Annotated in this window: 13 protein-coding genes; 5 read left to right on the top strand and 8 right to left on the bottom strand. The window is 57.6% G+C overall.

Annotated features, from left to right (window positions below):
* Positions 1 to 192: 192 nt before the first annotated feature.
* From AC13FW_RS13575 to AC13FW_RS13600, 6 genes are all read right to left on the bottom strand, one after another.
* Positions 193 to 1,011 (bottom strand): IS3 family transposase, encoded by an 819-nt coding sequence (locus AC13FW_RS13575; RefSeq protein ID WP_224328700.1) that lies wholly within the window; start codon positions 1,009 to 1,011, stop codon positions 193 to 195.
* Entirely contained in the window at positions 1,011 to 1,325 is a 315-nt protein-coding gene (locus tag AC13FW_RS13580; RefSeq protein WP_224328838.1) for a DUF1153 domain-containing protein, read from the bottom strand. Before AC13FW_RS13580 ends, AC13FW_RS13575 begins: the two co-directional genes overlap by 1 nt.
* A gap of 243 nt (positions 1,326 to 1,568) precedes the next feature.
* A complete protein-coding gene (locus tag AC13FW_RS13585; protein ID WP_224328839.1) occupies positions 1,569 to 2,870 on the bottom strand; it encodes a TniQ family protein in 1,302 nt (433 codons plus the stop codon).
* 7 nt (positions 2,871 to 2,877) lie between these two features.
* Complete coding sequence (locus tag AC13FW_RS13590) at positions 2,878 to 3,900, bottom strand: P-loop NTPase family protein (RefSeq protein WP_224328840.1); 1,023 nt, start codon at positions 3,898 to 3,900, stop codon at positions 2,878 to 2,880.
* A 55-nt stretch (positions 3,901 to 3,955) separates the two neighbouring features.
* Positions 3,956 to 6,349 carry a transposase gene (locus tag AC13FW_RS13595; RefSeq protein ID WP_224328841.1) on the bottom strand — a complete coding sequence of 798 codons (2,394 nt, stop codon included), beginning with the start codon at positions 6,347 to 6,349 and terminating at the stop codon, positions 3,956 to 3,958.
* A 209-nt stretch (positions 6,350 to 6,558) separates the two neighbouring features.
* Entirely contained in the window at positions 6,559 to 6,867 is a 309-nt protein-coding gene (locus tag AC13FW_RS13600) for a hypothetical protein (RefSeq protein WP_171956733.1), read from the bottom strand.
* Between the two features lie 267 nt (positions 6,868 to 7,134).
* Here AC13FW_RS13600 and AC13FW_RS13605 point away from each other — a divergent pair, with 267 nt between their 5' ends.
* Positions 7,135 to 7,527, top strand: coding sequence for a hypothetical protein (locus tag AC13FW_RS13605; RefSeq protein WP_224328842.1), 393 nt, complete (start codon positions 7,135 to 7,137; stop codon positions 7,525 to 7,527).
* Positions 7,528 to 7,931: 404 nt separating this feature from the next.
* Here the strand turns inward: AC13FW_RS13605 and AC13FW_RS13610 are convergent, their stop codons facing one another.
* Positions 7,932 to 8,387, bottom strand: coding sequence for a hypothetical protein (locus AC13FW_RS13610; RefSeq protein ID WP_482989414.1), 456 nt, complete (start codon positions 8,385 to 8,387; stop codon positions 7,932 to 7,934).
* Between the two features lie 37 nt (positions 8,388 to 8,424).
* On the bottom strand, positions 8,425 to 8,895 hold the full coding sequence (locus AC13FW_RS13615) for an NIF family HAD-type phosphatase (RefSeq protein WP_171956731.1): 471 nt from the start codon (positions 8,893 to 8,895) through the stop codon (positions 8,425 to 8,427).
* Positions 8,896 to 9,418: 523 nt separating this feature from the next.
* Between AC13FW_RS13615 and AC13FW_RS13620 the strand changes: the two genes are divergently transcribed.
* The 4 genes from AC13FW_RS13620 (at position 9,419) to AC13FW_RS13635 (ending at position 12,832) form a co-directional block, all read left to right on the top strand.
* Complete coding sequence (locus AC13FW_RS13620) at positions 9,419 to 9,703, top strand: helix-turn-helix domain-containing protein (RefSeq protein WP_224328844.1); 285 nt, start codon at positions 9,419 to 9,421, stop codon at positions 9,701 to 9,703.
* 304 nt (positions 9,704 to 10,007) lie between these two features.
* On the top strand, positions 10,008 to 10,196 hold the full coding sequence (locus AC13FW_RS13625) for a hypothetical protein (protein ID WP_021204008.1): 189 nt from the start codon (positions 10,008 to 10,010) through the stop codon (positions 10,194 to 10,196).
* Between the two features lie 280 nt (positions 10,197 to 10,476).
* Entirely contained in the window at positions 10,477 to 10,902 is a 426-nt protein-coding gene (locus tag AC13FW_RS13630; RefSeq protein ID WP_224328845.1) for a hypothetical protein, read from the top strand.
* A gap of 736 nt (positions 10,903 to 11,638) precedes the next feature.
* Positions 11,639 to 12,832 (top strand): acetyltransferase domain-containing protein, encoded by a 1,194-nt coding sequence (locus tag AC13FW_RS13635; RefSeq protein WP_482989415.1) that lies wholly within the window; start codon positions 11,639 to 11,641, stop codon positions 12,830 to 12,832.
* Positions 12,833 to 12,895: the final 63 nt, after the last annotated feature.

The raw sequence follows: 12,895 nt of genomic DNA on the forward strand, positions 1-12,895 counted from the left end.
TAGCTTGACGTAGAACAAGAGGCTGAGCCAGCGCTTCGAGGCCAGAAACTTCGAAGGCCCTCCTTTTCCGTTGTCGACTAAGCCAGCTTCGCCAAAGCCGCTCAGCATCTCAGCCTGTCCCAGCCAGATCATTCGCCAGCTCTAATAGAAGCTCAGCGCATGCCTGTAGTGACCCAGCGGTTTCTGCACAGGTCAGGCCGCTAAAGCATAAGCCTCAGCGGGTGTCTTCATGCCCAGCGCCTGGTGCGGGCGCCGCTGGTTGTAGAACTGGATCCAGTCGCCGATCACCCGCATCGCGTGCTGCTGGGTTTCGAAGCGGTGGCGGTGCGCGCACTGCTCCTTGAGTGTTCGGATGACGCGCTCGACCATGCCGTTCTGCTGCGGGCAGTGCGGGGTGATGAACTCCTGCTTCAGGCCGTAGCTGCGGACCAGGCGCGTGTAGTGCCGGCTGGTGAACACAAGACCGTTGTCCGAGCGAAGCAGGAACGGCACGGGGACGCGCCCGAGCGTGCCGTAGCGGGTGATCAGGGCCTGCTCGAGAGCGGCGGCCGCGGTAGTCGCGCGACCGCTTCGCGAGAGCTGCCAGCCCAGCAGCTGCCGGGTGTGGCAGTCGATCACCAGGGCCAGTGTCAGCCAGCCGTCCCGGCCGCTCCAGATCCGGCACAGGTCGGTTGCCCACCGCTGGTCCGGCGCGGTGGCCACCGACGGCAGCGCCTGGATGCGTGGCCGGTTGCCGACGGTACGTTTACGAACCTGCCAGCCCTTGAGCTGGAAGATCCGCTGCACTGTGTTCTTGTTCATGCCAAGCAGCCCAGCCACCGTGCGGTAGCCGAACGACGGCTCCTCTTCGATCAGTGCCTTGATCGGCTCCGCCAGCTCCGGCTTGACCGCCGGCGGCGCCTTGGTTGGCCGGTAATACACCGTGCGCCGCGCCACACCGAACCAGCGGCATAGCTTCACCATCGAGACTTCAATCCCATCGGCCCGCAGTCCCTGCTGGATCGAGACCATCAGGTCTCGTCCTTGCCCAACAGGGACGCCAATTTTTTTCGGGCGCGCAGCTCCAGCATCGCCTCGCCATAGGCCTCCTGCAGATCCTTGAGTTGCCGCTCGTATTGCTCCCGGACGTCCTCGGGCTTCGCCCGAAGGGCGTTCTCCATGCCGCGCTTCGCGTCGTCTACCCAGCCCTCGATCTCCGACGGCGTCAGGTCGAACTGCCGACTGGCCTCGGCCACTGTCGTCTTGCCCTGGATGATTTCCAGCACCAGCGCCGACTTCCGCCGGGCCGTCCAACGCTTGATCTCTTCTTCCATCACTTGGCTCATCGTGCTCTCCGTGAAAAGGTAGCACCTGAGCAGGAAATCACTGGGTCATTACATGCCCGCTGAACTGCAGCACGCACAGCGCCCTCCCAACCGAACCCTGACAGCACCCACATGAGCGAGCGGCACGGCAGGACCAGAAGGTTGCAGCTCTTTTAGAGCCGTCCGTGATATCGGGGTAGAACCCCGCGCAGTTGAGCAACCCGCTCGGCTGCGCAGGGAAGTGATTTCTTCTTCTGGCCTTCTTCAGCGGCACGGGACGGGATCACCGGAAGCTCGGAACGCCGGAGAGAGCATGGCCTTTGTAATAACAACTGCGGTCCGGGCGCACTCTCTAGCGATCTCTGCGGAAATGGCGAATCTCTTCAGAACTTCAGTTGCCACGCCCCGCTCGCGCATGCCGCTCTTAAGCAGGGTCATGGACAGGGCCATAATTCTGCTCGACATGTTCCGACGCGCAAGAAGGTCCTGGCCAGGTTGCCTCTGAAGATCTAGGTAGACGCTGAATGATGGCGCACGGTGGATAGAACTTTTTCGTTTAGAAACCAACAATAGGCTAAGGAACTGCTGGCTAGGGAACACACGCGTATTGGCCTTGCAGAGCGCGTGGAGCACGACTTCGAATTTCCTCGCCTGAGCCCCCCAGTCCTCTAGATCAAAGGCGATCTCACCGTCCACCTCATGGCCTGGAAACAATGAAGTCGACGAGGCCGGAACTGGTTCGGTCAGAATTCCGATGATGTCAACAGATTTGATGGCGGATAGGTTGAGTAGCGTTCTGAAAGTGGTGGTAGTTCGTCTGAAGCGAATTGCATCCCTCCAGAACCTGTTATGAACGCTCTTCAGCCTATCCAATGTCCCATCTTGAAGGAGCCCATCAAAGAAGCGTTGATAGTTCTCCGCAGGGATAACCACATCAGGGTTGGTTGCGGTCCAGCGTACGACCTCCTCGATCGAGGCGTTGGCCCAGGACTGAAGTGCGCTCGGCCTCTCGTGCGTAGTCGCGCGCGCTAGGCTGCAACCGCAATAGGCGCACGAGGCCGCGTTGCCCCTTCGCAACTGTTGAGTGTTGCCGCATTCTTGGCAGCGATCAATGATTCTGACTGAGTGCAAGGAGCAATGCGAGTAGTGAAGGAAGTTCCAGATGAGCCTCTCACTTAGACCGTCACTCTCGCCAGCCTCCAGCAGGCACTCAGGACACCAGCGGCGATTGATGCCAGCAAGGCCGCCATCCCGCATCTGCAGGACATTAATGAAAGGCGAGAGCGTGCAGCCGACAAGCCGTTGGTTAGTCAGCTGCTCTAGCGCGCGCGCGCGGTTAAGGCTCACCTGCCCTGGTCCAACGAAGCTATTTCGCTCACTCAGTCCATTTCTTGGCTGACCCGCAACTTTGTCAAGCACTCCTGCGAGGTGTGTCTTTGTAAACCCGGTCGTTTCGCACATCCTCTGGAAGTACCCTCCAAGTGACTCAGTCTGGGCGGTGCCTCCATCGATCGGTGCAATTGGCGGCAGTGCTGTCCACCGATACCGAATGTGTGCCGTAGTCATTATCGCTCTACTCCCCCGTACCCATGCGCTTCAGGAAGTCAGCAATTCTCTTCTCACCATTCAAGGGCCTCTGATCCGCAAGCTTGTTGAAGGCCAGCACGCTGCTCCACACGGTTCCAAGCTCCTTCTCGCTTGAGGAGCTGGCGTGCAAGTGCGCTTCAGTGATGCTATTCGCTCCCTCATTCTTTCGGCGGAGCTCAGCCCTATGGACGATGTCGATAGTGGGACCGAATACGCCAGCACCATTGGCGTACATCAAATCAGTATTCTTAACGAGGAGCTTGGGATCGGACAGCTTGAAGCTCTGCCCGATACCCTTCAGCACTGCAACGAAATCGCGCTCGTCTTGGGAGTTCTTCAGGTTATACGGCCGGATGTAGACGAACCGGGATCGATTCCAGACGTCGGGGTGTCCCGCCCACAAACTCTCCGCAGTGTGGGTAGCCAGCATCACTATTACGCAGCCGATTTCTTCAATCAGTCGCACAAGGTTCGACATGTACCCATAGCTGGTTTGATGAAGATGCACCATCGTCAAGGTTGCCGCTTCTTCTAGGAAGATGTACTTAAGTTGACGTTGCTTCGCCACAGATTCGAAGCTGTGCTGCAATCTCGGCTGCGACTGTGTTGCCCTCACTCTCTTCCACAGCTGATTGTTTACCTCTGCCTCCGCCTGGACATGGTGCGCGTCAGTACTGACCGATCGGTCCTTGTTCTCCAGCCAGCCGAAGTCGGGCTCCACCACGGCGTGATGGAGGCGCAGCGTGAGATCCTTGGAGTTGAACTTTCCCCGATCATTGGCCATTGCACGCACCGATATTAAAGGAAGCGTGCCAGCTGGCCAGAGGCTCTGCTTCCCGGCAAGGGCGGGGAGAATAGCTTGTCTGATCTCACTCTTGCCCGAGCCAGAAGGAGCCAATGCCCAGACGAACGTACCTGGGCGCGCACCTTGGATGGCATTCAAGAGTTCGGAGTAGGCCGTCCTCATGCGGCTATGATTCACAAAGGGAATTCCAGAGTTGCTGTCCACTATCGGTTCCTGTGAATGTGAATGACTGGCGCGGGCTTGCCCCTAATTGCACAAGCTACGGCGACTCAATGTCGTCGAAGTCATCCATGGCTCGCTTCTTGATTTCGCGCAGAGCAATCTCGTCAAGAGCGTCATTTGATTGCGAAGGGAGCCTACTGAAGTCCGCCTCAGTCAGTACGGGAAGAGCGGTAGTGACGGGCTTTGCATTTGCGGCCGCCGTACGAATGGCCTGAGCGTGCCTCGCACTCTGCCTCGCTTCGCGGAGCGATGGCGCGTAGAGCTGATCATACATACCCCTGAAAGACCGCTCAATCAGGGTGGAATTAGCTAGAGGCCCGATCAAGTTGCAGAACGCCTTGAACAGTCCACGATTCGTCCTAACCCAGATGAAGCTCGGGTCCTCCGGGTCTGTTCGAAGCTGCTCAACATCGAATGACGCGTCGAGCTCCCTCAGTTCATTGGAGTGAAAGTACCGACCATTCACCTCGAACCCCCGTCCGGCTATATACTTGTTATTGCTATGCGGGATCGCGGTTCTGAAGAGGAATTCTTCGTCAACCACTACGTGCAGGCCGGCATTAGGAAAGAGAAGATCTGCGTGGACCGCCCGTTCGGCCGGACTTGCGAAGCCTTGTACAGGAACGGTCGGGAAGTGCTCATAAAGCGTTTCCTTGGCCACCTTATGAACGGTTTCAAAGCGGTGCTGGGCAGTTTTGTAGCTCTTGAACTTCCCGTCCACGCCCCGGCCCGCCTTGTCGGGATCGGTGCTACCGACAAGCTCATGGCTGACCTGGGAATTGAACCTTCCAAAGTATCGTTCTACGTCCGAGTTGAACCTCGAACCTGCCGTTGGGCAGATATGGACTGAGAACTGATATCGCAAAGCCAGATCAGTGAGAAAGTGTGACTGATTCTCCGTTCCTCGATCGACAAAGATGCTGTTGAACAGTCGTCCATGTCTGCGGACGTAGTCGCGTATCAGGATGGCCAAACCATCGCGCCGCGCGGGCCCGAAGACAATGGAATGCGCCATCGGCAAATCAGTCGCCTCATCTGTCCCTAGATAGATCAGAGGGGACTCTGCGCTTGCTCCCATTCCATCGTCGCGCACCACCCTGACGTCAACTTTGGTACTGTCCACGTGCAGGACTGCATGTTTGGCTAAGGCCCTACCGGACCGGTCACGCGCGTCCGAGCGTGGCCGTTGCTTTTGGTAGCCACGCATTCCCTGCGTTGCCAAAACCTTACGCAGCTCTAGGCGCGGATCAGCGAGCCTGCGTTCGAAGGCCTGGCGGCTCTGTGGCGACTCGCCGTCAGATTCACAGGCGTTCTTGTGCGCAACGTATGCGTCCTTCTTCTGTGGATACTTGCCTGCGGCGTATGCGCGAATTGCCTCAGCCGTCCTCTTCTCCTGAACAGGGGTAAGCCGGCTCATTCGGTTTCCGCTTGCGTGAAACCTGGTAAGGCACTGCTCGAGTTCGTTGTCACCTCTGCTTCGCGCCTCGGCCACCTTCCGCGCTATCTCACGCAGGTGTCTGGGGACGGGTGTACCCTTCGCATGCGCGGATTGAATCAATGCGAGCCGCTTTTCGGCGTTGGTGGCGTCGACTAGCGTCGCCGTTGCGAACGCCGAGTTCAGTTGATTGCGAGATTGCCTGGCAACCTCAAAGAAGTTGCTCCCTATCTCAATAGCCTGAGCCCGACTCAAGGTCAAAAAGAAGTTGCTCGTGTCCGTGAGCGGAACATGCTCAACTGGACCGAAGGCCCAGCGGGTTCCAAGCAGAAGTGCCGCTTGGCTCACGTTGAATCCCTCGATAGTCTCGATCATCCAATCGAGGCTCTTGGGGCCGTCGGCGAGATGCGCATGGATGCGCCTGCCCAAGGCTTGCGCCTCGTTGGCGGGTACCATGCGCACCTCGTTATAGATGACCTGCAGGTTCCGGAGTAGCGTGTCAACGCGGCAGGGACTGAGCCACAGGACGTACTCCATGCCGCGCTGCCTTGCCCAAGGACCATAGGCAAGGTTCTGAAGATTTCCATCGACGTCGACCCATTCACCGGACTTTGCCGCAAGCAAGCTGTCGCGAGCGGAGCCGGCCTTGCATTCGACCAGCTCGACGCGACGGGTGCGGACGACCAGAAAATCCAAGGTGCCGCTCCTTACATGATTGCCAAGTCTCACTCCCTTACAGGCGACCTGCGGGAAGTAGCCAAGCACATCCGGATCCAGCTCCAGAGTCAGCGCGAAAAGATGTTCAACGGTATGACTCTCCAGCGTGATGAGCTGGTCACATTTGACTGAACTGAAGTGGGTCACAACGTTGTTCAGCGCGCCCTTTCCTGGCTTCCGCGCTGGACTCGAGCTAGCCATCTCAAGGATGTGCTGTCGCTGTTCGACAGTTAGGCCCTCCTGCTCCCGCAGACGCTGGGCCAGTTCTTCTTGATTCATGGATCCCTGCCTATCTACTGGGAGGCGGGCAGCCGCCTCCCTCCCGGAATGCCTAGGGGTTGATTCTTATCGGGGTAAGGGGGTAGATTCGGCATAGCGGTTCTCATCGCTGCGCCTCAAACAGACCCCGGCCTGCAAGCCGGGGTTTGTCTTTTCTGCCCCAGAAGGTGCCTTAGCTCATCTGGAGGCCTCCATGTGGAAGATCGGGATCATTGAGTGGCCTGCCGATTGGTTACGGGATCCGCGCCGCGTGATGCATTGAACAACCATTGGGCGAGATCCCTGGATCGGATCATGCGCCCCTTCCTGCCGGGAATGGTTGAGGTTGCTATTCCCAGTCGGTTGTCATATGCCGCGCGCCTGGCAGCGCTGACGCTGTTGTAGCCAAGCAGCATCCAGACTTCTGAGAGCCGGACATAAAGCCCGTACTCCTCCGCCACCTGCTCGGCGAGCTGGTCAGGATTCGTTGCGCGAAGTGCGAGCGTTTGCATCGATAAGGGCACCATGTAGGCGAGCATCACTCACTCTCCTTCATATTGCAAACAGAGAGAACATTCTCTTATTTGTGGCGCATAAATTTTCTGATTACGTATCAGATAATCTGATATGCATGCCGCTACAGCGGTTACCATGTCAGAAGATTCAGCACCAAATGCAGTTCGTGGATTGCGATAGGATCGGCATGCTGCCGGCTGTTGAAAGAGATGACGGAGCACCTGTGTGCGTGGGGTTGTGGCATGCCAAGATGTTCCCCTAAGGGAGGTCGATTGGAAGATGAGCACATGATGAGCATCCCTAAAGATCCGCTCAGTCGCGACGAGCTTTCAGGCGATGCGTTAAGAGCCTTCTTCAACCTCGCTGCGAGCTGGGAACTGTCGGAACTTCAGCAGAGAGCGCTGCTTGGAGGTCCACCTGATGCTTCTTACGAGGCATGGGCGCGAGGGGCTCACGAGCATATCGATGACGACGTATTGATACGGATTAGCTATCTACTTGGCATCTACAAAGCTCTTCATATCCTTCTGCCTGACCCCGTTCAGGCGGATGGCTGGATAAGGCGACTAAACATGGCGCCCATGTTTGCTGGGAACACCGTGCTGGAGTTTCTTTGCCGCGGAGGCTTGAGCGAACTTCGGGAGGTGCGATCTTACTTGGACGGGCAGGACGCCATCACCTAGACAGGTGAGGCCATTCACCTTGAACCGCGTAACAAGTCGATGAGGTAGCCCGGGTTGATGCAGACCTGGACCTATCAGTCTCTGTCGTATGAGATCACGGGGGTGAATAAGAGCGGCTGTTCTTGCAATAGACCTGGATTCAACTAAGGGGTAACTTCGACATTCGCCCTATGATTGTCCTCGATGTGCGCGTTGCAGGAACTTGGCTGAGCCTGTGTCTCGCCGGTTGGCGACTGCTGCATCGTCACCAGGTGAGCATAGCCATAGATTGCTGGAGGCCTGCAAGCCGACAGACTGTAGGCTTCCGGGTATTCGCTCTCAATTGGTTCCGGACTGCCAGACTCAATTTCAATTGATGGATGTCGGGTAGACGCTAGTGTTGAGTCATCTCGGTAAGGCCCCTATCAGACATGCTCTTCGAACTCGCACTGCACTGCATGCAACACGCGGGCAGGGTCTACACTCAGCATCGCGGCCGGTGCCGCGCCCCAAAGCAACGCGTGCGGCGACAAGAACCACTCGGCCTCGCCCCAGCCGGTACTGCGACGCAGACCATCCGGCTCACGCTGGAAAGGACCAAAGTCCCGCAACACTGCTAGGATCTCGACTAATCGCTCAACGGGCTGGCCATCTGGGCGAAACTGCCAGATCGGGTAGCGGTAGCTGCCGTTGGGGTGCGTGACATACACCCCCAGCAGCTTCCCCTGACGTCGCAACTCGCTTGCACTGTGGCAGCCTCTGCCGAGCTTCAAGTCCAGCCCGGCATTGACCTGTGCTGCACTGAACCACTGTGAGGCGAGACTTTCGCGCCGTGCTGCGGCGGCATCCGGGATTTCTCGTGAGGGCGCGAAGCGAGTCACGCGAGCTTGAGCTGAACCAAAGATGGATTACGCATGGCTACGCGTCTCCGCTCCGGGCTAGGGGGCGCAAGTCAGCGTCCGCATTACGGGTGCGATCAAGTAAACGGTGGAGTACCAGGTTGAGGCCATCATCGTCTGATGAATAGGGAGAACCGAACAATGGGGCCTGGACCCAAAGGTGCTCCTGCCCGGGATGGACATAGGGGCCGTGATCATCGAGTAGTAGTGCCTCGCCCAGATTTGGCGAGGCGAGACGTAGGTCTTTCGTCTTTCCCGACCAACTGATGTAGGGCAGCTCCACGAACCAGGCCGGGGCACTGCCTTCGTGAGCCAACAGCGTGGCGATGCTGCGAAAGCGATCTTCGGGAACTGTTGTAAACATCGTCAGCTGATCAAACAGCGCCTGGATTTCTTCAAGGAACCGGTAGAGTCCGGGCCTGGGAATCTGGCTGATTGCGTTTGAGATGAGCGTTCCCTCTAGGTCAAGTGCCAAGATCGTCGGCTTCATATGCTGCCTCTATCGTTGGTGCGAGCGCCCAACCTTGCTCTCCTGACTCATCGCTGTCTATCGTGTGAGCCTACTGGTACGCACGGGAGTGCGTCTCCCGGCGCGAGCGTGGCGCGCACAGCCAACAGGTGTACCGCAGGAGCCACAAGTTTGCGGGCATCGTTGTTACTCTCATCCAGTCGTCGAGATTGCTAAGTTCCGCCCGCGACCGTGGCACAGTTCCGAGCGGTTCGCGCAACGTAGCTGCAGCCGACTGACGACGATCAGTTGCTCCAGAACGGCAACGCCGAACATCTTCGTTGGTCCGACCGCGGCAATGATATTTACCAGCAATTGAGCGTAGTCTGGTGCCAGTTGTGCGCATGACACCTGCAGGTATGTAGGATCTGTCTGTCCAGGCTTCTATTCTGCGGGAGATCTCGCGTCATTACGATGAGTTATGGAAGTGCCAGAGTTGCGCGCTTTTCCGCGCACAACGGGAGAAGACACCACTAATGAGCACATTTGCGCGCAAATGAGTCACATGCCAATCCAGTCCCCTGAGGAAATTGCCGAGGCCCTAGGAAAGCGGATCAGGGCGCGCCGCCTCCTAGCCAACGTGTCGCAAGCAGCGTTGGCCGACAAAGCAGGGATCTCTCGCAGGGCATTGGTGCAACTGGAGAGCGGGCAAGGATCAACTGTCCACACGCTGATCTCCACCCTTAAAGCGTTGGGCTTGGAGCAACAGCTGACTTTTCTCGTTCCTGTCCCAACCGTTAGCCCAATGGTCATGCTGAAGGCTAAGCGGCTACGCAGGCGAGCGTCCTAGAGTCAAGAGAGGCACTTGGTAGCCTCCCATGACGCGAGCGTAGCCATCTCTTGCCCACGTCCAATTCGGCAGAGGCTCAAACTTCTCGCGAAGGTGTTTTGGGCTTTAGTGCATAGCTATTCGATAGCCTACAGTAGTTGGGGGTACAGAGGGCCTCCATGTGGTGGCGGGTGTCTCCTCCCGGTATCGTTGTTAGCAACGTCACATCCGCAAGGTACGGCCTATGCCGCGTCAGCCAACCATTTCGTACAACACTAGCCTCGGAGCTGATGGAAAGCCAAAGGCAATTACAGCTGACTACTACTTGGCCACGACTCAGGATGTGATGCAGTTCTATTGCTTCGATGAGCCGGCAGAACAAGGCAGCGAGGGCAAGTGGCAGCTCATCGATCAGTTGGATCGAACGCGTCTACTCGGCGCCGGTGACAAGGCGACGGCCAAGACTTGGGCTAAGCGCCTGGGCCTCAAGTCCTGGACCTATGTCCGAGTCTGACCTCATAGGCGGGCCCCCTGAGTAGTCGTTTCGCCATGGCGGCATCCGACCAAAGCGGACATCCGGCGGCGGGGGGGGGGCGCTGCGCCCTGCTGGATCCGGTTATACATCGGCTTGTTAGCCGGACCGAGCCGGCCTAAGATCGAGCCGTACCAAGGGGATAGCCCACCCTAAGGTGCGCTGTGTGGATAAGTCGTATAACCGGACCCAGGGATCCGGCTATTAGGTAGTTAGGTTGCACATGAGGCATTTAGCAGCATGACGTACCCTAGGAGCGCTATTGACTATTGAAATTCCTCGGCACACCTCGCCCGACTCTCTGTTCGAGTCGTTATGGCTTGATTCGCCTGGCCGCATCGGGCGCGGCACCGGCCGTGATGTGTACGAAATTGCAGGCCATCCAGACAAAGTTCTTAAAGTATCTAACGGCGAATCTAACTTTTCTAACTGGATGGAAATACTGGTGTATAGCCAGTTCAAAGACACCGGCGAGTTGGCTGAGCTATTTTCCTGGAGCTGGTCGGGCAAGTTCTTGATCATGGAGCGCCTTGCGCCGCTCGATCCGGGCGGTCTCAGCTCGCATCGCATCCCTAGCTATCTCACAGATCGCAAGCCCGAGAACTACGGCAAAGACGCTTCAGGAAAAATCAAGGCCCTCGACTATGCTGCGTTGGCCATCGCCAACCCCAGCAGCGATTTCCTTTAGGTTGCGTGTGGTGCAACCTAACAATTCATTCAAGCCGAACCCGCTTCGCGGGTCGGCTTAATTCAGGCGTTTGACCCTGCAGGAGAAATCTATGCGCAGTCGAGGAAAGGTGGCTGCTATCAATCCACGCCGTGGGATGGTGGCAATAGCTACAGACGATGGCGGGTTTACCATCATTGAACTCTTGTCCGATTGGTCTCTAGAAGTAGGGGATGAGATCACTTGGACAGACCGCTACGGACTCGGTCACGAGATGTACCGGAACGTCACGCAACAAACCGAAGAAGAAGTGTTTGTGCAGAACCACGACGTTAGTCGGTCAAATCTACAGGCTCAGCTTCTTCTCTGAGGCGTAGGGTCTAACAATTAATTCAAACCGAACTTCCCCGCTCGCGCTGTCAAGTCGGCTTTATTCAGCCGTTGAGTGTCCGCTCCTGGCCGAGAGCGGACGCCTGGTCGCACGCACCATCATGCTCGGAAACTTACGAATGGCCAGCTGTCAGGCAGCAGGCAGACGTCCTGAACCAAAGCAGCCCGCGGCATCTCGCTCCCCGGTGTCACTAAGCGGCAAACGTGGGCGCTTAGCTCTCCATCTGCACGACGAGGGCGCGTCAAGAACGGTCAACGTTTGCGGCATTTATGGAAACGTTATAACATCGCAATCTAGTGCGCGGTGCCGTCACCGTGCGCGTAGCGAAAGCTATGGCCTGCTGTTGTGGAAATCGTTGGAGAAGAAATGCCTGCTACGCCCAGTTCAAGCCTAGAGGGTCTCCATTCTTCTGGGGCTGTTCGGCAGCGCACTTTCCGCCTACAGAGCATCGATACGCTCCGCGGCTTTGTCATGATCGTCATGTTGCTCGATCACCTCCGCGAGACCTGGTTCCTACACGTACCGGTTGCGGATCCCATAGACGCCAACACAGCGATGCCACTGCTGTATCTGGCTCGCTTGGCCGCCAGCCTCTGTGCACCAATCTTCGTTGCGCTGACCGGCATTTCGGCCTACTTGTTCAGCACGAAGCACACACTCGCTGAGACACGGATGTACCTGGTCAAACGCGGTCTGGTATTGATGGCGCTTGAAGTCCTTTTCATCTCCGAACTTTACTGGGGCGTCGCTATCCCCACGTTCTGGCTCCAGGTGATCTGGTGTATCGGTGTCTGCATGATCGTCCTGGCCATGCTGATCGGCTTGCCGCGGAAGCTTCTGCTATTGGCTGGGCTAATTGTGGTCTGCGGGCACAACCTGCTTGATGTCGTTCATCTGGAGCAAGGCCAGCCGCTCTTCACCTTTTGGGCGCTGATACACCAGCGCGATGTGATCGAGCTGCCCTTCGGCTTCGTTGCCAAGACGACCTATCCGGTTCTGCCGTGGATCGGAGTCATTGTCCTAGGGTACGTGATGGGTCCTTGGTTCCATACGAGCGTTGATACCGCAACCAGAACGCGACGCCTGCTTGCACTTGGTAGCGCGATGCTGCTCGCCTTTTTCCTGCTGCGCTCTTGGAATGGCTACGGCGACACGCCTTGGTTTGCTGTCGAGGGCGACCTCATGCGCACGACGATGAGCTATCTGGCTCTGACCAAGTATCCGCCTTCACTCCTGTTCCTGTTGCTCACCCTAGGAGTGGGGGCCTTGCTACTGGCAGGGGCTGAGCGCCTGTGCGAAGGGCGCCTGACAGCCACGCTGGCGGTCTTTGGCGGTGCGCCCATGTTCTTCTATCTGGTCCACTTGACCGTGCTGCGGCTGCTCTATCACTCGGCCTTGGCGATATGGGGACCCACGCAGGGAAGTGTCTTCGGTGTGGAGAACTACGGTTGGGTGCTCGTTTGGTATGTGGCGCTGATCATCCCGCTATACATCCCCACGTCCTGGTTCTCCAGATTCAAGGCGGCGCGGCGCGATATCACCTGGTTGAAGTACTTCTGAGCCGCAGCTTTCAGTTATTTCTGGACCCCAGTGGTGCCGGCTTTCCCGGGCACCCAAAGCCCC

The organism is Stenotrophomonas sp. 21LCFQ19 (assembly GCF_056861425.1).